The organism is Streptomyces collinus Tu 365 (assembly GCF_000444875.1).
GTDB lineage: Bacteria > Actinomycetota > Actinomycetes > Streptomycetales > Streptomycetaceae > Streptomyces > Streptomyces collinus_A.
Genome location: NC_021985.1, coordinates 7992811 through 8014555 on the forward strand (window position 1 = coordinate 7992811; position 21745 = coordinate 8014555).

The window sequence follows — 21745 nt, forward strand, 5'->3', positions numbered from 1 at the left end:
GAGTTGTGGTCGACCGCCTTGTTGGGGAATCGGCGGGATCAGTGGCCGGCGCCACCGGCCCCGTAATGGCCGCTGATCTGGTCGCGGTAGGCGGGGTCGCCCAAGTGCTTGTCCTTGTCGAACTCCGGTGCGCGCTTGATCTGCTCTTTGGAGCGAGCGACAGTGATGGTCCTCCCCTCGTGGTCGATGCGGGTGATCGTAGCGGCTGGGAGCAGGACCTCCTTGCCGAAGATCCACATTCCGGTGTCGACGACGATGTACTGCGATCCTACGTCGTTGGAGTGCTTGTCGACCTTGCCGATGTGTCCGTCCGTCGCTTCCACCGCATAACCCGTCAGATCGGCGTCAGGAGTGTGGCCGGCCGTCGGCGCGTAGTTCCACATGTTCTCAGTCACGCTCATCCTCCACAGATGCGCTAGAGAGATGCCTGCTCATCTCGATTTTCGTCTCGGGGGCTCCAAATGTCCGTGAAGCGGGCTGGTAAACGCCGTCGAGGCTGTCGACGCCTGCCACTGCTGCCTGGCCGGCCACCTCGGCCCACTCCACTACGGAGCTGCCCTCGCACCGGCTGGCCGATCGCCACCTGCGCGGTCGAGACGCGTTGTCCCGCATCGTGCCCGATCAGTTCTGCCCCCAGTTGGGCGCGTCGACCATCAGGGTGCCCCAGGGCTCGTTGCCGATGTTGATGACGACGTAGCTTTCCTGGCCGTCCAGGGCGCTTCCTAAGGCCCCGCCCGCCCGGGAGGACGTCACCCAGGCGGGCGAGGACGAGGGGAGGAGGCGCGTCACGCGATGGAGCGGGCGGTGCCGTTGAGGCGGAGAGGGGCGTGGCCCTGACAGAACCGCGCACCGGTCCCGCGTCCCGCGCCGGCCACGCCTGGCGCCGGGGTCGCGTCGGTTGACAGTCGCGGCTCGGGGTAGCGAAGCGGCATGGCAACCGAGAACAGCTCCGTCTCCGTCAGCGGCCGGCTCCAGCTCGAGATCGACGTCCCGGCCCTCGCCGCCGTCCTCGACGGCGAGTACGCCGGGATCCGGGACCTCGTCCGGACCAACCTGGTCACCCATGCCGCCGTCCTCGACGAGGCCGACGCGCTCGGCATCGACGCGTTCCGCGAGAGGGTCCGCGATGTCGTCGTCCAGTTGGCCGCGACCGGTCAGACCGGCATGGGCTTCCCCGGCGCGTACGGCGGCGGCGACGACGTCGGCGCGTCGATCGCCGCCTTCGAGACCCTGGCATTCGGCGACCTCTCCGTCCTCGTGAAGGTCGGCGTCCAGTTCGGGCTCTTCGGCGGAGCCATCCTGCATCTCGGCACCGACCACCACCACAAGACATACCTGCCCCGCCTGGTCACCGGAGAGCTGATGGGCTGCTTCGCCATGACCGAGGTGGGTCACGGTTCCAACGTCCAGGCGCTCGGCACCATCGCCCGCTACGACCCCGAGAACCGGGAGTTCGTCCTCACCACTCCCGACGAGCAAGCTCGCAAGGACTACATAGGCAACGCCGCCCGCCACGCCGAACTCGCCGTCGTCTTCGCCCAGTTGGAGGTGGACGGCCGGACCGAGGGAGTCCACGCCTTCGTCGTTCCTCTACGGTCGGACGGCCGGGTCCTGCCCGGTGTCGCCATAGAGGACGACGGCCGGAAGATGGGCCTCAACGGCGTCGACAACGGACGCATCCGCTTCGACGGGGTACGCGTCCCCAGGGAGGCGCTCCTCGACCGCTTCGCCCAGGTCACCCCCGAAGGTCGCTATGAGAGCGCCATCGAGAACCCCGACCGACGCTTCTTCACCATGCTCGGCACCCTCGTGCAGGGCCGAGTCAGCGTTGCCGGAGCCGGCGTCAGCGTCGCCAAGGTCGCACTGGCGGTCGCCACCAAGTATGCCGACCGGCGGCGCCAGTTCACATCGTCCCGGGACACCGAGGAACAGGTACTCCTCGACTACGGCCTCCACCAGCGCCGGCTGCTCCCCCTCCTCGCCCGCACCTACGCGCTGCACTTCGCCCAGGACGTCGTCCGAGGCCAGCTGCACGAGGTCTTCTCCAGCATCGAAGACGACCCGCAGGCACGGCGCCGCCTTGAGTCGCGAGCCGCCGGCATCAAGGCACTCGCCACCTGGCACGCCACCCGCGTCGTCCAGGAGTGCCGCGAGGCGTGCGGTGGCGCGGGATACCTTGCCCGGAACCGCTTCGCCGCCCTCAAACGGGACAGCGACGTCTTCACCACCTTCGAGGGCGACAACCACGTGCTCCTCCAGCTCGTGGCCAAGGGTCTGCTCACCGATCACGCGACCGAGTTCGAGGACCTCGACCAGCTCGGTATGGTCCGCTACGTCACCGGCCTCGCCGTCGAGACCGTCATCGAGCGGACCTCGGCGCACAAACTCCTCGAACGTGTCCGTGACCTGCTGCCCGGCGGTGACGCATGGGACCGGGAAGCCGGACTCCTCGACTCGGAGTACCACCTCGCCATGGTTCGCTTCCGCGAGGAGCACATGCTCGCCGGCCTCGCCCGCCGCATGAAGCGCGGCATCCAGCAGGACGAGCCCGGCGCGGTCTTCTCGCTGATCCAGGACCACGTCATCGCCCTCGCCCGGGCCCACGTCGAACGGCTGGTCACGGAAGCCTTCGTCGACAAGGTGCGGGCTCTTCCTGAAGGCACGGAGAAGGATGCCCTTGGCCTGCTGTGCGACCTGTTCGCGCTCTCGACCATCGAAGCCGACCGTGCCTGGTTCATGGAACACGGCCGACTGACCGTCCAGCGGTCCAAGGCGATCAGTCGCGAGGTGAACGACCTCTGCCGCAAGGTGCGCTCCCTCGCCGTCGACCTCGTCGACGCCTGGGGCATCCCGGCTGCCGTCCTGCGAGCACCGGACCTGGTCGGCCCCGCCGACTGACGGCAGGGACGAGCGGCGCGGCGACGACGACGGCTGCGGAGGCGGTGCGGACGAAGCGCACAGGACGGAATCCTCCCGAAGACCACGAACGGGTCCGCCGCTGTGCATTCGGAGGAGCGAGTCGACAGCCACCGACCGCGTGAGACACACGCAGCTACGCCGTGGTCAGCTGATACCAGGGCTTGTGTCAGCGGGCCTCGCACCAGGAGAGGGCGCCGAGCGCTGTCACCGGGAGCAGCCACGGGCTGCGAGGGGACGCGAGATGCGTACCGGCGGTGGGCCGGCACGACCCCGCCGCGCCCTCGTAATGCCCTGACCGCTCCTCCAACCGGGATCCGCCTAGGCGCTGCCTGGATGCCGTGGAGCCGGGCCCGCTCGTGGTGTTGATGTCGGCTGCCAGGGCGGCCTGCCGGCGAAAGACGGCCGGGCCGTACGGCGCGGTGGTCAGGTCTGACCCCCTCCTGCCAAGAACTTGTCTGCCGTCTTGGGGTACTTGATGAGGCCGTCGCCTTGATGGCGGCAAGGGGGCTTGGGCGTGCTTGACGAAGCGACCTGGTCGGCGCACGGGCCACGGGTAGAGAAGGGAAAACGGATGTCGGTCGACTTCGTCGGTTTCCTCGGTGTCGTGTTAGTGGCGTATGTGGTGCCGGGCCCGGACTTCGTGGTGGTGGTCAGATCCGCGGCCGAGGATCCCACCAAAGGGCGAGCAGCGGCGCTGGGCGCGCAATCCGGCTTGTGTGTACACATGCTCGCCGCGGCCCTCGGACTGTCCCTGATCGCAGCTCGCTCCCCGGTGGTCTATGACGCGATCAAGCTTCTGGGCGCGGCCTACCTCGTCTACCTCGGCATCCGGGCGGTACTCACCGCCCGGCGGGCCGTGCACCACAGGCAGGCCGGACGAGACGCAACCGGCAGCGCGGAAGACACTGCCGGGCCGCGGGCAGCGACCGGAGACGGCTCAGCCGCCGACCGGTGGCGGTCCGGCTTCACCCAGGGCTTCCTCACCAACGTGCTCAACCCCAAGGCGGCGCTCTTCTTCCTCAGTGTCCTGCCGCAGTTCGTGCACGGCGCCGGCTCGGCGACGGGGCAGATCTTCTTCCTCGGCATCCTGGACATTCTGATCGGCGTGGCCTACTGGTTCGCCCTCGTCGCCGTCGCCGCACGTCTGCGCGCTCTCCTGGCCCGCCCGAAGGTTCGCCATCGCTGGGAGCTGATGACCGGCTGGCTGTTCATCGGCATCGGGATCGGCTTGGCCGCGGCTTCTTACTGACCTTCAAAGCGCGCGAGGGGTGGTGTCATGCCGTCAGCCGCCCGGTACCCCACCCTCCGGGCCGATCCCGCGGGAGAACCCCGCCCTGTCCGCCGCCCGCAGCGCCATCAAGAACAACTGGGACACGGCCCTGCAGGTCACCGGAATCGGCTGAGCCCGCCGACCGCCGGGACCTCCGGACGGCCGTGCTGGACGTCCCGGCGCCGACACCTGGCGGGCCGCCCCAGAAACAGAAGGTGAGGCCACATCGACCAGGGGCGCGATGGCATGCGACACCAGTCGGGCGCCGCGAGGCCTGAGGACTCTCGGGGCGGGCGCGCCGGCGGTGGCCCTGGTGTCGGGCGTCGGGTGGGGGGCGCAGGCGTCGGACAGCCGGACGTCCGTCGAGGCGGCCGCGGTGGTGGACGGGTACCAGGTGGTGAAGCTGCCGAACGCGACCGTGCCGAACTTCCAGCGCGGACGGTGTTCTGCCCGCAGGGGAAGGTCGCCATCGGCGGGGGAGCGGAGGCGCAGGGCCAGGACGCCATCACGTGCGCGTCCGGCAGCGCCGGTCAGCCGCGGTGGTTCGCCGACTCCTCCAGTCGCTCGACCAGTTCGGCAGCCATGGCCTTGATGGTTTCCAGCCCTTCGCGTCCCCACGGCCGTGGGTCCTGGTCGACCACGCAGATGGTGCCCAGCACCACGCCGGTGCTGTCTATCAGCGGTGCGCCCAGGTAGGAGTGGACGCCGATGGCGTCGACCACCGGGTTACCGGCGAACCGGGGGAAGTCCCGGATGTCCTCCAGCACCAGCGCCCGGCGGCGCTTGACCACGTGCGGGCAGATGCCCATGTCGATGTCGCGGGGCATGACGCGGCCGGGGACCGGTTCCTCCAGCAACGGCGGTCCCACATGAGCCGTGATGTCCTGCGCGGCGCTGTACAACCCCGCGAAGTACTGGCGGTCTGCGTCGAGGAAGAAGTTGACCCCGGCGTAGCAGCCGCCGGTGCGTTGTGCCAGCTCCCGTGCGAAGACGTCGAGTTCGGCGTCCGGACGAGCATCGATGCCCAGCTCGCGCAGCCGCTCGGAACGGGCGCGCACCTGTGGGTCCTCCGGGGGGAGGAGCAGATGGCGCAGGGCGATCCCGGACTCAGGCCCGGACGGTGGGTTGATCTGTGTCGCTGCCATGGGAACTCCTTGTCGTGATCAGATGCTGAACCAGATCGAGAAGCACGCGTGTGCCCGACTTCTGTACGCGGGCGTCGCACAACACCACCGGCACCTCCTGCCTGAGGTCGAGCGCGGTCCGCACTTCCTCCCCGCGATAGCGGTGAGCCCCGTCGAACTCGTTCACGGCGACGACGAAAGGGATGCCGCGCCGCTCGAAGAAGTCCACCGCCGCGAAGGAGTGCTCCAGCCTGCGGGTGTCGGCGAGCACCACCGCCCCGAGCGCTCCCTCGGAGAGTTCGTCCCACATGAACCAGAAGCGCTCCTGCCCGGGCGTGCCGAACAGGTACAGGACGTGGGACGGGCTGAGCGTGATCCGGCCGAAGTCCAATGCCACCGTGGTGGTGGCCTTGTTCTCCACCCCGTCCAGCCGGTCCGTGGCCGCGCTGACGGCGGTCAGCATCTCCTCAGTGCTCAGCGGCTCGATCTCGCTGAGCGCGTTGACGAAGGTGGTCTTTCCCACGCCGAACCCGCCGGCGACCAGCACCTTGACGCCCACCGGCAGGACGTCGGCGGGCAGCGGGTCACAGTCGTTTGAGGAGGCCATCGCGTATCGCTTCCAGGAGGTCTCGATCAGGTTGTGCGGAGTGGCCCGTGGACGCCGGGCGCGTATCACCTGCGACCACCGCGCCTCCCTCGGCCAGATCGGACAGCAGCACCTTGACCACGGCGGCGGGCACCTGCATCCGGGCCGCGACCTCGGCAACGCTCACGGGCTGTTCGCACAGCGCCAGCACCTGCGCGTGCTCCAGGCCGAAAACGCCCTGCGTCTGGGCGCCGGTGGCCCGCACGGTGGTCACCAGTGTGAAATGGGACGTGGCCCTGGTCCGGCCGTCGCTCACCGTGTAGGGACGAACCAGTCGCCCGGCCGCCTCGTCGAGCTGCGGTCCGTCTGGGAGGACCGGCGTCATCGGTCACCCCACCGGGTGCCGGGGCGGTGTGGCCAGGTGCGGACGCACGCTCTTCACCATCATGCCCATCTCGTAGCCCAGCACCGCCGCGTCCGCATCGCGTCCGGCCAGCACCGCCAGCACCGCGCCGTGTCCGGCGGACGAGACGAACAGCAGCGAGGTGCTGAGCTCCGTCACGATCTGTCGCACGTCACCGCCGTCGTCGAAGTGCCGGCCCGCGCTACGTGCCAACGAGTACAGCCCACTGGCGAGCGCGGCCAACTGGTCCGCGGCGTCCTTGTCCAGTCCCTCCGCTGCCTTCACCAGCCCGTCCGAGGACAGCAACAACGCGCTACGGGTGTGCGGCACCCGGTTCACCAGACCCGTCAACAGCCAGGAAAGGTCTTCGCTCGCCACGATCATGTACTCCTATTCGGCAGAAGGAAACGTTTCGCTGTACGGATCCCGGGCCTTCACGGCGGCTACGGCCATCAGGGCGTCTCCGCTTCCTCGGCCCTGCGCAGTCCGGTCTGGAATGCGGCCATGAGGCCGGGGTCGTGTTCGATGTCCTCGGCAGCACCGGCGCCGCGGACCGGTTGCGTCACTTCGGCGGCGTGGTCCTGACGGCGGCGCTGAGGCAGCTGCGGGCGGTCGTCCTCGCAGTCGGAGGGGGCCGGGGCGGGCCCGGGTGCGGAATCTGACACGCTCGGATCCGCGACGGCGGTCGTCTCCATCGCAGGGAAGTCCACCGCCTCGGTCTCCGTACGGTCGTGCGGCTCCGCCTCGGGGGCCGGGACGGTGTGGGGCGCCGGCGCGGAAGCTGTCGGCTGCGGACCGAGCAGTGCCTCGGGCAGCACCATGACGGCCTGCGTGCCGCCGTAGACGTTGCTCTGCAACTGCACGGCGATGTCGTGTCGCCGAGCCAGGACGGAGACCACGTACAGGCCGATCCGGCCGTCTTGCAGCAGTTCGCCCAGCGCAACCTTGTCGGGTGCGCTCAAGACGGTGTTCATCTCACCGCGCTCGGCCGGGGACATGCCCAGGCCCCGGTCCTCGACCTCGATCGCCACCCCAGCGGCGACGGGCTCCACCCGCACGTGCACGGTGGTCTGGGGCGGTGAGAAGACCGTCGCGTTCTCCAGCAGCTCAGCCAGTAGATGGACGACGTCTACCACGGCGTGGCCGCTGACCGATCCCTCGACGGGCGGGACCAGCTTGACCCGGGCGTACTGGTCGATCTCGGCGACGGCGGAACGCAGTACGTCGGTCAGGCTGACGGGGCGGGTCCACTGGCGGTGAGTGTTCGCGCCGCCGAGCACGGCCAGGTTCTCGGCGTAGCGGCGGATTCGGGTGGACAGGTGGTCCACCCGGAACAGCCCCTTGAGCAAGTCGGGGTCCTCGACCTCGTTCTCCAGGTCGTCCAGCAGGCCGATCTCGCGGTGCACCAGGGACTCCAGACGGCGCGCCAAGTTGGCGAACACCTCGAACTGCTCCAGCCGGGAGTGGTGTTCCGCGCCGATCGCGAAGGCGGCGGTCTCCAGCAGGGCTCCCTCCGCCTCGTGCCGGGCCACGGCGATCTCGAATCCGAGGCGGGAGAGTTCGTCCGGGCCGGTCTGCGGCGGGAGTTCCGGTCGGTCCCGTACAGGGCGCTCCCCGGCCCGCAGCCGACGGCTCAGCGCATCCAGTTCGGCTCTGCCCTCGGCTGTGGCACGGGTCAACTCGGTCAGCTCGGCACGGTTTCGGTCGGCTGCGCGGGACAGCTCTGCCCAGTGCTGGGTGACTGCTCGTGCTTCCGCCGAAGCCCGCATGCCCGCGATCGCGGCCGCCAGGGACCCGATGAGCACAACGCCGCCGAACACAGCGCCCTGGTACGCCTGGTCCAGGTGGCCGCCCCCCGCCAGCGCGGTGGCCACCGCACCCGTCACGGCGACCGCGCTCGGCGGCAGCACGGACGACAGCACCAGACGCCGTCTCAAGGACCCGGCCGGCGACTCGGCCGTCGCGCGGGGCCTCACGGGCGACGCCGGCCGGTCGTCCGGCGGCATGGAAGGATCAGGCATAACAGTCCCCGGACAGTACGATGATCAGGCCGAGCCCGCACGTTATCGCGCAGCAGGACCCCGGGGTCAGCCCCCTGGCGCGTACGGAAATCGAACCGTTGTACTTTGAGCGTTTTACGAAGCGCCCGTCCCGGACCCGCCCCGGCCCTCGTTACGGGACGAGATCCTCCTCGACTACCGGAAGTGCGGCGACCGGGCTCGACGTGACGCCCGCCGGGGACGCCGCATCCCGTTTGATGACCTTCGGGCGGCTTGTGTCTTCGACGTCGGCCTTCGCCACCTGGGCCGCACGGCGTCGGCCACGGAACGCGCGCGGGGGGCTTCACCTGCACCCGCACCGTCCGCGGCGTGGAGATTGTGGGGTGCCTTGGTATGTGCCTGGGGCGGAGGCCAGGCTGCGCAGCAGCAGGATGGGGACAGGTAGGTCGGTCGCGGTGGTGAAGTCGTGCACCGCGTCGAGCAGTTGCAGGGCTTGCTTCGCCCCGGTGCGCTCCTGCAGGGCGCCGGTGCCTTCCGTGGGATAGAGCTGTGCGAGCTGCTCGAGCAGACGCGCGTACGCATTCCGCTGCGGTGGGCGCGGCTCGGTCTTGGCCGACTCCCATGAGCCGACGGTCGCACGCCGCACACCCAGGGCGGTGATGAGCCGGTCGACCGCCACACCGCGCAAGCCGGCCAAGCCACCAAGCCACGCACCGGCAGCAGTCATGACACGGTCGGCCTGGCATCGCCCCTTGGGAGCGGGAGCGGGAGCGGGATGGGGGGCTCACGGGCGAGGCGAACCGCGTTGGGTGTCCAGGCAGGCCTTGACCCCGGTGGGGAGAGGAGTCACTAACGGCGCGGACACGGTCGTGACACCCCGGGGAAACGGGGCGTCCCTAATTTCTGTCACACGACAGGAACTCGCAGGATCACGCCTCCGCGACAGGGGACCGCCATGACCGTGACCACAGATCCCGCACCGCCACCGCCACCGTCCGCCGGCGTCGCCGACGACGGCACGCTCGCCGCATTCGGCTACCGCCAGGAACTGCGGCGGCAGATGGGACGGTACGCGTCCTTCGCCGCCGGCTTCTCCTTCATCTCGGTCCTGACCACGGTCTTCCAGTTCTTCGCCTTCGGCTACTCCTTCGGCGGGCCGCTGTTCCTGTGGACCTGGCCCGCCGTGCTCGCCGGCCAGCTGCTCGTGGCCGCCTGCTTCGCCGAACTCGCCGCCCGCTACCCCATCTCCGGGGCGGTCTACCAGTGGTCGACCCGGCTGAGCGGCCCCGCCTTCGGCTGGTTCACGGGCTGGATCATGGTGATCGGCCAGGTGGTCGTAGTCGCCGCGGCGGCGCTGGCGCTGCAGGTCGTACTGCCCGCGATCTGGTCCGGTTTCCAGCTGGCCGGCGGCGACCCGGCGCCCACCACCACGACCGGGGCGGCCAACGCCGCCCTGCTGGCCCTCGTCCTGCTGGTACTGACCACGGTCGTGAACGTCGTCGACAACCGCGTCATGTCCGCCGTCAACCGCGTCGGCGTCACGGCCGAGATCATCGGCGCGGTCCTCATCGTCGTCCTGCTGTTCACCCACGCCGAGCGCGGTGCCGGCGTGACCCTGAGGACCGGCGGCCAGGGCGGCCCGGTGGCGGCGCTGCTGGTGGGCTCGTTCACCGCGGCCTACGTTCTCATCGGCTTCGACAGCGCGGGCGAGATGAGCGAGGAGACCCGCAACCCCCGCCGGACCGCTCCGCGCACCATCCTCGGCGCCCTCGCCGCGGCAGGCGTACTGGGCGGCCTGCTGCTGCTCGGCGGTGTGCTGGCCGCGCCCAGCCTGGAGGACGGCCGGCTGGCCACCGAGGGACTGGGCTACGTCCTCACCAGCAGTCTGGGCAGCGGTGTGGGAAGGGCGCTGCTCGCGGACGTCGCCGTCGCCATCTGCGTGGCCACCCTGGCCATCCAGACCGCGGGCACGCGCATGCTGTTCTCCATGGCGCGCGACGGGATGCTGCCGCTGTCCGCACGGCTCGCCAAGGTCTCGCCGCGCACGGGCATGCCCTTCGCCCCGGCCCTGGTGGTCGGTGTCCTCGCCGCCGCGCTCGCCCTGCTCAACCTCGCCTCCCCGGAGGCGTTCCTGGCCATCGGTACCACGTGCATCGCGATGCTCTACCTCGCCTACGCCGGGGTCACCGCGCCGATGCTGGTCCGGCGGCTGAGGGGCCAGTGGCCGGCCACGGACGCCCACGGCCGCGACGAGCTGGGCCGGCCGCTGTTCTCCCTGGGCCGCTGGGGTCTGCCGGTCAACGCCCTGGCGGTCGCGTACGGGCTGCTCATGACGGTCAATCTCGCCTGGCCGCGCGCCGGGGTGTACGACCCGGCGGGCGGCCACTGGTACTTCCAGTGGTTCACCGTCCTGTTCGTCGGCGCCACGGTCGCCGTCGGCGCGCTGTGCCGCCGCCGCGCGCCCGCCGTCACGCCGACCGGGCAGCCGGACCGCACGGACGCGGCGCAGGCCGCACCGCTCTGAGCGGACCCGCGCCCCGGGCGCGCCGTCACCGCCACGCCGCGAGGAGCCGCTGCCCCTCGCGGCGCTGCCGTGCCACGGAGCGCTGCGGCACGCCCGCGACCCGCAGTGCCGCGTCGGCCGTCGCCGCGGCGAGGACCCGCGGATCGCGGGCGGGGTCGGCGCGCCGGATGAGGATCACGCTCTCGGTGAGGCCGAAGACGAGGTCCGTGCGCAGGGCGAGCTCCTCCGCGGCGAGCGCCGCGCCCGGCTCCGTGTCCGTCAGCAACTCCCCGTACGCGGCCTTCAGTTCGGCCCGGACCTGCTGGAAGACGGCGAAGCGCTCCGTCTGCGCCTCGGGGAGCAGGTAGAGAGCCCCCGGGTTGTGCGGGCCGCCGCACAGCAGCAGTACGTCGGAGTGGCACAGCGCCCACAGCCGCGCCTCGGCGGCCGTCCCGGTACGCCTCACCAGCTCGCGCGCGATCTCCAGCGAGGGACGGACGGTCCCTTCGAGCAGCGCGGCGAGGATCGCCTCCTTGCCGTCGAAGTAGTGGTACAGCGACGCCTGGCGCAGCCCGGCCCGCTCGGCGACCGCGCGGGTGGAGGTCGCGGTGTAGCCGTGCGCGGTGAACAGTTCGGCGGCGGCGGCCAGCACCTCCTCGCGGGGCGGGAGTCCACTGGCGGGACGCTCCTGGGCACGGGGGCGGCCGACTCTTCTGCTGGGGGGCGGGCTCACTCCGTGATCCTCGCACAGGGCCGCAGGCTGCCCGGGCGCCGATCGGCGGCGGTGAGGCGGCGGTTACCGCCCGGAAACGCACGGGCAACGGCCGGGACTCGGCCCGCCCCTAATTTCTGTCGCACGACAGAAATAGCGCCGAGCCGGAGGTTCAGCCGTGACGACACCGTCAGCGACAGCGTCGGCCCGTGGTGCCCGGGACCATGCCCGCGCCCAGGAGGGCACCAGGTCCGCCACCATGCCCGTACTCCCGGCGAGCGACTGGCCTGCACCGCCGGACGGGATCGCCGGCGAGGACCTCGTATGGGCCGAGACGGTGGCGGGCGGCAACTACACCCACAACGTCCTCGCACGGGGCACCGAGCTGCGGCTGACCGACCTCACCGGCGACGCGTGCGCCCACGTCCTGCTCTACAGCGCGGACCGCCCCTGGGAGCGGCTGAACACGGCCGACACGGTCAAGGTGCTCTGGAACGCCTACCTCGGCGTGGGACACCTGCTCCTGTCCGGCCAGGGACGGGTCCTCGCGTCCGTCACCGCGGACACCTCCGGCCGGCACGACGCCCTCACCGGCACCTCCGCCCTGGCCCGCAACACCGCCCGCTACGGCGACGGGTCCCCTCAGTCGGCGTCCCCCGCAGGGCGTGAGCTGTTCAAGCTCGCCGCCCTCAAGAACGGCCTCGGCCCACGGGACGTCCCGCCGTCCGTCTCCTTCTTCCAGGGCGTCCGGATCAACAGGGACGGCACCACCACGTTCACCGGCTCCGCGGGCCCCGGCACATCCGTCACACTGCGCGCCGAACAGCCGCTGACCGTGCTGATCGCCAACGTCCCGCACCCGCTGGACCCGCGCCCGGACTACGTCTGCGGCCCCGTGGAGGTGCTCGCGTACCGGGCCCGGCCGACCGGCCCGCACGACGCGCTGTGGAACGCCACGCCCGAGGGCCGCCGCGCCTTCCTCAACACCGCCGAGCACCTCGCCGCCAGGGGGATCGCATGACCACCACGACCACCCGCGTGGGACGCGTCGTCACCGACGCGACCGTCCCCGCCCGCGCCGCCTGGTCTGCCGTCGTCCGCGCGGGCTCGCTGCTGACCGTCACCGACCTGCACGGCAACCAGGCCGCGGACTTCCTCGTCTACGACGCGCACGACACGTCCGTGCGCTACAGCGCCCCCGACACCGTCCAGGCCCAGGGCGGCATCTTCCTGACCACCGGCTCGGTGCTGCTGTCGGGTGAGCACACGCCGCTGATGACGGTCGTCGAGGACACCTGCGGGCGCCACGACACCATCGGCGGCGCCTGCTCCAAGGAGTCCAACACCCTCCGCTACGGGCACCACACCTGGTCGCAGCACGCCTGCGTGGAGAACTTCCTCGCGGAGGGCGCCCGGCACGGCCTGGACCAGCGCGACCTGGTGTCCAACGTCAACTGGTACATGAACGTGCCCGTCGAGCCGGACGGCACCCTCGGCATCGTCGACGGCATTTCGGCCCCGGGCCTGAAGGTCGTGCTGCGGGCCGAGACCGACGTCCTGGTGCTGCTGTCCAACTGCCCGCAGATCAACAACCCCTGCAACGGATTCGACCCGACCGCCCTGCGGGCGACCGTCTCCGAGCCGGACGGGAGCTGAGTGCCATGACGTTCGACACCCTGCTGGTGGCCAACCGCGGCGAGATCGCCTCCCGCGTCATCCGCACCGCCCGCCGACTCGGCCTGCGCACCGTCGCGGTCTACTCCGACCCGGACCGCGGGGCGGAGCACGTCCGCCTGGCCGACGAGGCCGTACGGCTCGGCCCGGCCCCCGCCAAGCAGTCCTACCTGGACGCCGACCTGGTGATCCGGGCGGCCAAGGACACCGGGGCGGGCGCCGTCCACCCCGGCTACGGCTTCCTGTCCGAGGACGCCGGCTTCGCGCGCCGCTGCGCCGAGGCGGGCCTGGTCTTCGTCGGCCCCACGCCCGAACAGCTCGAACTGTTCGGCGCCAAGCACACCGCGCGGGCGGCCGCTCAGGCGGCGGGTGTGCCGCTGGCCCCGGGCACCGGACTGCTGCCCGACGTGGCCGCGGCCCTCACCGCGGCCGAGGAGATCGGCTACCCGGTGATGCTGAAGGCGACCGGCGGTGGCGGCGGCATCGGCATGCGGGCGTGCCGCGACGCCGGGGACCTCGCCGACGCCTGGGAGCAGGTGCAGCGCGTGGCCGCCGCCTCGTTCTCCTCCGCCGGCGTCTTCCTGGAACGGCTCGTGGAGTCCGCCCGCCACGTCGAGGTGCAGGTCTTCGGCGACGGCGAGGGCCGTGTCGTCACCTTCGGGGACCGCGACTGCTCGCTGCAGCGCCGCAACCAGAAGGTCGTGGAGGAGGCCCCGGCGCCGAACCTCCCGGACCGGGTACGTGAGCGGCTGACCGCCGCCGCCCGCGAGCTGTGCGCCTCCGTGCGCTACCGCTCCGCCGGCACGGTGGAGTTCGTGTACGACGCCGCACGCGAGGAGGCGTACTTCCTGGAGGTCAACACCCGCCTGCAGGTGGAGCACCCGGTCACCGAGGAGATCTACGGCGTCGACCTCGTGGAGTGGATGCTGCGCCTCGCACAGGGCGACACCGCCGTCGTCAGCGCGCCGCCGGCGCCGAAGGGCCACGCCGTGGAGGCCCGCCTCTACGCCGAGGACCCCTCCCGCGACCACCGCCCGAGCGCGGGCCTGCTCACCCGGGTCGCCTTCCCCGCCGGAGTCCGCGTGGACACCTGGGTGGAGACCGGCACCGAGGTCACCACCTCCTATGACCCGCTGCTCGCCAAGGTCGTCGCGTACGGCGCCGACCGCGCCGAGGCGCTCGACCGGCTGGACGCGGCGCTCGCCGCCACCCGCCTCGACGGCATCGAGACCAACCTCGGCCTGGTGCGGGCCGCGCTGGGCGACGCCGGTGTGCGCGCGGCCGCACACAGCACCGCCTCGCTCGCCGGGATCGGCGACCCCACGCCTCGCGTCGAGGTCGTCGCGCCGGGAACCCTGACCACCGTCCAGGACTGGCCGGGACGCACCGGCCACTGGCAGGTCGGCGTCCCGCCGTGCGGGCCGATGGACGACCTCTCGTTCCGGCTGGGCAACACCGCGCTCGGCAACGCCGAGGGCGCGCCCGGCCTGGAGTGCACCCTCCACGGGCCGTCCCTGCGGTTCACCCACCCCACGACCGTCTGCGTCACGGGGGCGCCCGCGCCGGTGACGGTCGACGGCACCGCCGTACCGCAGTGGGAGCCGGTCACCGTCGGGGCCGGGCAGACCCTGGCGGTCGGGGCGCCCCACGAGCACGGCCTGCGCACGTACGTCCTGTTCGCGGGCGGCGTGGACGTTCCAGAGTTCCTGGGCAGCGCGGCCACCTTCGTCCTGGGCCGGTTCGGCGGGCACGGCGGCCGCGCCCTGCGCGCGGGCGACGTCCTGCACGGCGGCGAACGACGTGCGGGGGCCTCGGCCGTTCCCACGGACCGGCGCCCGGCCTTCGGCGGCGAGTGGTCCATCGGCGCGGTCGAAGGCCCGCACGCCGCACCCGAGTTCTTCACCGAGGACGACATCCGCGACTTCTACGGCGCCAACTGGAAGGTGCACTTCAACTCGGCGCGCACCGGCGTGCGCCTCGTCGGCCCCAAGCCGCGGTGGGCGCGGACGGACGGCGGCGAGGCCGGCCTGCACCCGTCCAACATCCACGACACCCCGTACTCCGTCGGGGCCGTCGACTACACCGGCGACATGCCTGTCCTGCTCGGCCCCGACGGGCCCTCGCTCGGCGGCTTCGTCTGCCCGGCCACGGTCGTGACCGGGCAGCGCTGGAAACTCGGGCAGCTCCGCCCCGGCGACACCGTCCGCTTCGTCCCCGTGACCACCGAGGCGGCCGCCGGTCTACGGCGGAACCCGTCGGCGGCCCCGCGGGCCGACCGTGCGCCCGTCGTCGACGGCGGCATCCTCGCCCGCCTGCCGAAGACCGGGACCCGCCCGGCGGTGACGTACCGGCGCAGCGGCGACGACAACCTCCTCATCGAGTACGGCCCGATGCAGCTCGACCTGGCGCTGCGCATGCGGATCCACGCGCTCGCGGAGGCGCTGGCGGCGCGGTGCCCGGACGGGATCGCCGACCTGACTCCCGGCATCCGCTCCCTGCAGGTGCGGACGGACCCCGGTGTCCTGCCGCTGGACGAGCTGCTCGGCGTCGTGCGGCGCGTGGAGGAGGAACTGCCCGCCACCGACGAGCTGGTGGTGCCCAGCCGCACCGTCCACCTGCCGCTGTCCTGGGACGATCCGGCGACCCGGGAGGCCATCGCCCGGTACATGGCGGGCGTGCGCGACGACGCACCGTGGTGCCCCTGGAACATCGAGTTCATCCGCCGCGTCAACGGCCTGGAGACGGTGGACGAGGTGTACCGCACCGTCTTCGACGCCGAGTACCTGGTCATGGGCCTGGGCGACGTGTACCTGGGCGCTCCGGTGGCCACGCCGCTGGACCCGCGGCACCGGCTGGTGACGACGAAGTACAACCCCGCCCGTACCTGGACCGCGGAGAACTCGGTCGGCATCGGCGGCGCGTACCTGTGCGTCTACGGCATGGAGGGCCCCGGCGGCTACCAGTTCGTCGGCCGCACCACCCAGGTGTGGTCGGGCTGGCGGCAGCGCGGCGCCTTCGAGCCGGGCAGGCCCTGGCTGCTGCGCTTCTTCGACCGGATCCGCTGGTACCCGGTCGAGGCGGAGGAACTGCTTCAGCTGCGCGCGGACATCGTCTCCGGCCGGTTCGTCCCGCGGATCGAGGAGGGGTCCTTCTCGCTCGCCGACCACCGGCGCTTCCTCGCCGAGAACGCCGGCTCCATCGCCGCCTTCCGGGCCCGGCAGGGTGCGGCGTTCGACGCGGAGCGGGCGGCCTGGGAGGCGGCGGGCGAGTTCGCGCGTGCGGAGTCGGCCGCGGAGGTGCCCCCGCCGGCCGCCGACATCGACGTGCCCGAGGGCGGCCATCTGGTCGAGGCCGAGTTCGCCGCCTCCGTCTGGCAGGTCGGCGTCGAGGTCGGCGACCGCGTGTCGGCCGGGCAGCCGCTTCTGGTGCTGGAGGCGATGAAGATGGAGTCCCGGGTCCCGGCCCCCGCCGACGGCGTCGTGGTGCGGGTCCTGACGAGGCCGGGCAGCCAGGTCGAGGCGGGTACCGCCCTCGTCGTCCTCGCTCCCGCGCAGAACCTGGAGGCGGCCGCGTGATCACGGCGGTGGAACGAGTGCGGGCCGCCTACGCGCGCATCGCGCGGGTGGACCGGCCAGAGGTGTGGATCGGCCTCCGCCCGCAGGCGGAGGCCGAGGCCGACGCCGCCGCGGTCGACGCGAAGGTGGCCGCCGGTGAGCGGCTGCCGTTGGCCGGGACGGTGCTCGCGGTCAAGGGCAACATCGACGTGGCCGGGCTGCCGACCACCGCCGGCTGCCCCGCGTACGCGTATCTGCCGGACGCGGACGCCCCGGCGGTGGCCCGGCTGCGGGCGGCGGGCGCGGTGGTCCTCGGCACCACGAACCTCGACCAGTTCGCCACCGGCTTGGTCGGCACCCGCAGCCCCTACGGCGCGGTCCGCAACGCCGTCGCGCCGGAGCGCGTGTCCGGCGGCTCCTCCTCCGGCTCGGCGGTGGCCGTCGCGCTCGGCGTCGCCGACATCGCGCTCGGCACGGACACCGCGGGCTCGGGCCGGGTCCCGGCGGCCTTCAACGGGATCGTCGGCCTGAAGCCGACCATCGGACTGGTGCCGACCGAGGGTGTCGTCCCTGCCTGCGCCTCGCTCGACTGCGTCACGGTCTTCGCCCGTACGCTCCCGGAGGCCGAGCAGGCCCTGTCCCTCATGGCGGCGCCGTCCGGACGCGCGCTGACGCCCCCGGTCGAACGCCGGCCGGGGCCGTGGCGGATCGCCGTACCGACGGCCGGGCAACTCGGCCCGTTGGACCCGGGCTGGGCCGAGGCGTTCCGGGCCGCCGCGCGGCTGCTCGCCGACTCGGGCGCCGAGCTGCTGACCGTCGACCTCGCGCCGTTCACCGAGGCGGCCGCGATGCTGTACGAGGGCGCGTTCGTCGCCGAGCGCTACACCGCCGTCGGCGCCTTCGTCGACGCGCACGCCGGCTCGCCCGGCCTCGACCCGACCGTGGCCGGCATCATCTCCCGGGCCGGGGACGTCCGGGCCCACCGGCTCTACGCGGACCAGCGGCGGCTGGAGTCCCTCCGGCTGCGCGCGATGGCCTCGATCGGCGACGCGGACGCCCTGCTGCTGCCGACCGCACCGGGCCACCCGACCCTCGCCGAGGTCGCGGCCGACCCACTGGGCGTGAACGCCCGGCTCGGCCGCTTCACCAACTCGACCAATCTCTTCGACCTGGCGGCGGTGGCCGTCCCGGCCGGCGAGGTGGACGGGCTGCCGTTCGGTGTCATGCTGGTCGGCCCGGCCTTCACCGACGAGCGGCTCGCGCGCATCGCCGGACTGCTCACCGCCCCGCCGCTGCCGCTGGCGGTGGTCGGCGCGCATCTGTCCGGACAGCCCCTGCACGGTCAACTGCTCGCCGCGGGCGGCCGGCTGCTGCGCACCACCACGACCGCCGCCGCCTACCGGCTGTACGCGCTGGACACGGTGCCCGCGAAGCCCGGTCTGGTCCGGGTCGGCGCGGGCGGCGGCGCCGTCGAGGCCGAGGTGTGGCGGCTGCCCGCCGAGGGGCTGGGCGCGCTGGCCGCGGCGCTGCCCCGCCCGATGACGCTCGGCAGCGTGGAACTCGCGGACGGCAGCTCGGTGACCGGCTTCCTCTGCGAACCCCTGGCCGTCGAGGGTGCCCGTGACATCACCTCGTTCGGCGGCTGGCGTGCGTACCTGCGGTCGGACCCCTGTCACGAGGACCCGCGTCACGAGGACCCGCGCTGAGCGGTGCCTGGGCCGCAGGCCGCCCGGCCGCACCGACAGGCACCAGGTTCGCGGACATGTCGAGCGGCACTCCGTTGAGGTGGGTCCGGCCCTGTCTGCACGACCCGGCGCGGTGGGGTGCCTCTGGCCGCTGAGCGAACGGGCCTGCGGCGTCCGTTCAGGCGGTACCGGGCGGCCGGCGTGGTCAGGCGGTGAGGGCTTCTTGGAGGCTGGGGTGGCAGGGGATGATGTGGGGGATGCCGACGATGTCCAGGGTGCGCATGACGGTGGGCTGTACGTCGGCCAGGCGTAGCCAGCCGCCGTCGGTGGCGGTGGCGTCGAGGTGCGCGGCGAGCAGGATGTTGATGCCGCTGGAGTCCATGAAGGTGACCTGGCGCAGGTCGACGACGATGCGGGGACGCGCCATGTCGCGTGCGGCGAGAGCGTCGCGGAGTGTGTCGCCGGTGTGATGGTCGACTTCTCCGGCCGGCGCCAGGACGCGGATGCCGTCGGTCGCGGTGGTCACGACCGACAGCCGGCCGGCCTGCCCCGCGTGTTCGGTGCCGGTCATTTCTCCCTCAGACATGCCGGTGATCCTGGCACACCCCACCCCTCGTGCGCAGCGGGGGCTGCTCCGCCGAAAATCATGGCCTGATCTGCGGCTGCCCGGGTACCTGCCGCGAAGATTTCTGTACGTGGGGGAGCGAATGGTGGTCGTGATGGAGTCAGTCCCCGCGCCGGACGAGGGCGCGGCGCCGGACGGGCCGGACATCCGGACCGGCGCTGCCCTGGTCGGAGACGGTACGGACATCGCGCAGGCCCGTCATCTGGCGGCCGGCTTCCTCACCCGGGTCCAGGCCGAACACGGCCTGCCCGTCTCCCAGCGCGCCATGGACCTCACCCAGCTGGTGGTCAGTGAACTGGTGACCAACGCCCGCAAGTACGCCCCCGGGCCGGTGCTGCTGGACCTGGGGATCACCGGTGGCACGGTCGAGGTCGTGGTGTGGGACGCCTGTCCGGTGCTGCCGGTGGCCCGGGCCGCGGACGCCGGCCGGGTCGGGCAGCACGGTCTGGAGATCGTGATGGCCGTCGCGCAGGGCTTCGAAGCGCGACGCGAGCCGGTCGGCAAGCGCATCACCGCCCGCATCGCCTTGGCGGACGATCCATGGGGCGCCGTCTGCGGACGCCTTCCTCTGTGAGGCAACCGGCCCCCTCAGACGGGCACGAGCGCCAGGTGGGTCGGAGACGGCTACCGCACAGGGGCGGGCCGTGAAGCAGCGGCCCGGCCCTTGAGGAATCACCGTGATCGACCACCCGCAGGGGGTATGTGACTGGGTATCAAGCCGACTGACCGGAATGCCGGTGAAGCTCTCCGGTCGAACGGCGGGTCCCCGGAGTGTCCGTTCGCGAAGCCACAGGAGATCACCGTTCCGAGGCCATGAGCCCGGCCGGCGTGCGTTGTCAGACGCCGGCCTGTGCAGCCGGGGCCGGCTGCACAGAGGCGGGCGTTCACCGGGATGCCGGGCGCGCGTCCGCTCAGGGTGTGCGCCGGAGCGGACGATGGTTGCCGTTGAGCTTCTGCACGCCCCCACTCCGGCTGGGTGAAGAGGTCGCTCGACCCCTCCCGTTGATGGAAGGGCTACTGGTGTCGTCCGATGCGCCGGGGATGTCACTGCGCCGCGCTCGGTCGCCGTCTGTGCCGGTGAAGGGGGCGGACGGCTCGGTGGCCTGTCGCTGCTGGTAGGAGCGAAGTCATGACCAGCCTTCGGCTGCCGCGTCTGTGCGGTCTCTTCGCTCCGCTCGCCGCGGCTGGTGAAGACCTAGTCCTTTCACATTGAACAAGCACTGTCCCGTTCCCTTGTGCGCTCGGCGTTTCGTGCGCGCGGTCAGGAGCACGGTTATGCGAATGCGCCCACCTCGTGCCCGTGTGCGGTCCTTACCCGGCACCACGGCGGTGGCGTCCCGAATCGCCGCGTGCCGGGTCGTCGCTCTGGTCCCCGCGCACAACGAGGCCGACCGCATCGGTGCGGCCCTGGCAGCCTTACGGGCGCAGAGTCGGCCGCCGGAGCGGATTGTCGTGGTGGCCGACAACTGCACCGACGCCACCGCGGACGTCGCCCGGCAAGCAGGCGCCGAGGTCGTGGAGTCCGTGAAAAACCGTCACAAGAAGGCCGGCGCGCTCAACCAGGCCCTCGACCAGGTGCTGCAAGGCCTGGCCGGCCACGATCTGGTCCTGGTCCAGGACGCCGACACCACCCTCGTCCCCTCGTTCCTCGCCGACGCCGTCGAGGCGATGGCTGAGGATGTCGGGGCGGTCGGTGCGATCTTCTTCGGCGAGCCGGGCGGCGGCCTGCTCGGCGCCTTGCAGCGCATCGAGTTCCAGCGCTACGCCCGCGAGATCGCCCGCCGCGACTACCGCGCCGACGTCCTCACCGGGACCGCGACCGTCTTCCGCGCCGCGACCCTGCGCCAGATCAGAGAGGCCCGCCTGGACGGCCTCATCGGCGGCGGCACCTCCTACTACTCCCTCGCTTCGCTCACCGAGGACGACGAGATCACCAAAGCGGTACGCACCCTCGGCTACCGCACCGTCTCACCCCCGGGCTGTCGGGTGGTCACCGAGGTGATGACCACCGTGCCCAAGCTGTGGCATCAGCGGATGCGTTGGCAGCGCGGCGCCCTGGAGAACCTCCGCGACTACGGCCTCACCAAGGTCACCACCCCCTACATCGTGCGGCAAGGGATGATGGGCCTGTCCGTGGTGGCGCTCGCCCTGTATCTCGTCTTCACCGTGTGGATGCTGGCCCGCGGCCGCCCGGAGTTCGCCCCGTTCTGGGTGGCGGTCGGCCTGGTCTTCGTCGCCGAGAAGGTGGTCACCGCCCGCGGCGCGGGATGGAGGTCTCAGCTGCTCGCGGGAACGCTCGCCGTCGAGCTGGCCTACGACATGTTCCAGCACGCCGTCTATCTGCGCTCCCTGTGGGACATGGCTCGACGCCGCGAGGAGCGCTGGTGCGCGACATGAGACGACCAGCCCAGCCCGGAATGCTCTTGCGAGCCGGTGCGCCGGCCCGAATGACGGCCGCGCGGGCGTACATGCTGACGAGAGACGGGAGAGCGGTGTACGCAGGCGTGCCCCTGGCCAGTGCTCTGGGAGTCGGCGGGGCCTCCGCGCTGGCCTGTCGGCGCCGTTCCGGCTTCGACACGATGGCCACCGTCGTCGCCGCCACCACCCTGCTCATGGCCGGGGTCTCGGTGTACAAACTGCTGCCCCGGCGATGCCCGAGCTCGTTCCCCACCGCGCTTTCCGGCCCCACG

19 protein-coding genes are annotated in these 21745 nt (G+C 72.0%); 9 read left to right on the plus strand and 10 right to left on the minus strand.

Annotated elements, in window-relative coordinates:
- Positions 1-38 precede the first annotated feature (38 nt).
- Together B446_RS34250 and B446_RS39375 are read right to left on the minus strand one after the other, a co-directional pair.
- On the minus strand, positions 39-395 hold the full coding sequence (locus tag B446_RS34250) for a PRC-barrel domain-containing protein (protein WP_043477148.1): 357 nt from the start codon (positions 393-395) through the stop codon (positions 39-41).
- 226 nt (positions 396-621) lie between these two features.
- Positions 622-789, minus strand: a complete 168-nt coding sequence (locus B446_RS39375) for a hypothetical protein (RefSeq protein ID WP_020937551.1) — start codon at positions 787-789, stop codon at positions 622-624.
- Positions 790-930: 141 nt separating this feature from the next.
- Here B446_RS39375 and B446_RS34255 point away from each other — a divergent pair, with 141 nt between their 5' ends.
- Entirely contained in the window at positions 931-2898 is a 1968-nt protein-coding gene (locus B446_RS34255) for an acyl-CoA dehydrogenase (protein WP_020937550.1), read from the plus strand.
- Between the two features lie 535 nt (positions 2899-3433).
- Positions 3434-4168 carry a LysE family translocator gene (locus B446_RS34260; protein ID WP_237751104.1) on the plus strand — a complete coding sequence of 245 codons (735 nt, stop codon included), beginning with the start codon at positions 3434-3436 and terminating at the stop codon, positions 4166-4168.
- Between the two features lie 551 nt (positions 4169-4719).
- Here B446_RS34260 and B446_RS34265 read toward each other — a convergent pair.
- The 6 genes from B446_RS34265 to B446_RS34290 all read right to left on the minus strand — a co-directional run bounded on the left by B446_RS34265 (position 4720) and on the right by B446_RS34290 (position 8990).
- Positions 4720-5334: a GAF domain-containing protein gene (locus B446_RS34265; RefSeq protein ID WP_052352097.1), complete on the minus strand. Its 615-nt coding sequence runs from the start codon at positions 5332-5334 to the stop codon at positions 4720-4722.
- Positions 5297-5920 carry a GTP-binding protein gene (locus tag B446_RS34270; RefSeq protein WP_020937547.1) on the minus strand — a complete coding sequence of 208 codons (624 nt, stop codon included), beginning with the start codon at positions 5918-5920 and terminating at the stop codon, positions 5297-5299. The genes B446_RS34265 and B446_RS34270 overlap by 38 nt, the downstream gene beginning before the upstream one ends.
- A complete protein-coding gene (locus tag B446_RS34275) occupies positions 5898-6284 on the minus strand; it encodes a DUF742 domain-containing protein (RefSeq protein ID WP_020937546.1) in 387 nt (128 codons plus the stop codon). The genes B446_RS34270 and B446_RS34275 overlap by 23 nt, the downstream gene beginning before the upstream one ends.
- Positions 6285-6287: 3 nt before the next feature.
- On the minus strand, positions 6288-6686 hold the full coding sequence (locus tag B446_RS34280) for a roadblock/LC7 domain-containing protein (protein WP_020937545.1): 399 nt from the start codon (positions 6684-6686) through the stop codon (positions 6288-6290).
- A 68-nt stretch (positions 6687-6754) separates the two neighbouring features.
- Complete coding sequence (locus B446_RS34285; RefSeq protein ID WP_020937544.1) at positions 6755-8224, minus strand: sensor histidine kinase; 1470 nt, start codon at positions 8222-8224, stop codon at positions 6755-6757.
- Positions 8225-8645: 421 nt separating this feature from the next.
- The gene (locus tag B446_RS34290) at positions 8646-8990 is read right to left on the minus strand and encodes a hypothetical protein (RefSeq protein WP_148305710.1); all 345 of its coding nucleotides are present in this window, start codon (positions 8988-8990) and stop codon (positions 8646-8648) included.
- Between the two features lie 267 nt (positions 8991-9257).
- Between B446_RS34290 and B446_RS34295 the strand changes: the two genes are divergently transcribed.
- The gene (locus tag B446_RS34295) at positions 9258-10826 is read left to right on the plus strand and encodes an amino acid permease (RefSeq protein ID WP_020937542.1); all 1569 of its coding nucleotides are present in this window, start codon (positions 9258-9260) and stop codon (positions 10824-10826) included.
- Between the two features lie 25 nt (positions 10827-10851).
- On the opposite strand, the gene B446_RS34300 is transcribed toward B446_RS34295, so the two are convergent.
- Positions 10852-11538 carry a TetR/AcrR family transcriptional regulator gene (locus tag B446_RS34300; protein WP_043474461.1) on the minus strand — a complete coding sequence of 229 codons (687 nt, stop codon included), beginning with the start codon at positions 11536-11538 and terminating at the stop codon, positions 10852-10854.
- A 238-nt stretch (positions 11539-11776) separates the two neighbouring features.
- Here B446_RS34300 and B446_RS34305 point away from each other — a divergent pair, with 238 nt between their 5' ends.
- Genes B446_RS34305 through atzF form a run of 4 tightly spaced genes read left to right on the plus strand, consistent with a single transcriptional unit; the run spans position 11777 to position 18451 of the window.
- Positions 11777-12538, plus strand: coding sequence for an urea amidolyase associated protein UAAP1 (locus B446_RS34305; RefSeq protein WP_020937540.1), 762 nt, complete (start codon positions 11777-11779; stop codon positions 12536-12538).
- The gene (locus B446_RS34310) at positions 12535-13173 is read left to right on the plus strand and encodes an urea amidolyase associated protein UAAP2 (protein WP_020937539.1); all 639 of its coding nucleotides are present in this window, start codon (positions 12535-12537) and stop codon (positions 13171-13173) included. The genes B446_RS34305 and B446_RS34310 overlap by 4 nt, the downstream gene beginning before the upstream one ends.
- A 5-nt stretch (positions 13174-13178) precedes the next feature.
- Entirely contained in the window at positions 13179-16766 is a 3588-nt protein-coding gene (uca, locus tag B446_RS34315) for an urea carboxylase (RefSeq protein ID WP_020937538.1), read from the plus strand.
- The gene (atzF, locus tag B446_RS34320; protein WP_020937537.1) at positions 16763-18451 is read left to right on the plus strand and encodes an allophanate hydrolase; all 1689 of its coding nucleotides are present in this window, start codon (positions 16763-16765) and stop codon (positions 18449-18451) included. Before uca ends, atzF begins: the two co-directional genes overlap by 4 nt.
- 184 nt (positions 18452-18635) lie before the next feature.
- Here the strand turns inward: atzF and B446_RS34325 are convergent, their stop codons facing one another.
- Positions 18636-19016 carry an STAS domain-containing protein gene (locus B446_RS34325; RefSeq protein ID WP_237751103.1) on the minus strand — a complete coding sequence of 127 codons (381 nt, stop codon included), beginning with the start codon at positions 19014-19016 and terminating at the stop codon, positions 18636-18638.
- Positions 19017-19149: 133 nt separating this feature from the next.
- On the opposite strand from B446_RS34325, the gene B446_RS34330 reads away from it, so the two are divergent.
- Positions 19150-19629, plus strand: a complete 480-nt coding sequence (locus tag B446_RS34330) for an ATP-binding protein (protein ID WP_043477139.1) — start codon at positions 19150-19152, stop codon at positions 19627-19629.
- A gap of 755 nt (positions 19630-20384) precedes the next feature.
- Complete coding sequence (locus B446_RS34335) at positions 20385-21452, plus strand: glycosyltransferase (protein ID WP_043477136.1); 1068 nt, start codon at positions 20385-20387, stop codon at positions 21450-21452.
- The last annotated feature ends 293 nt before the right edge of the window (positions 21453-21745 follow it).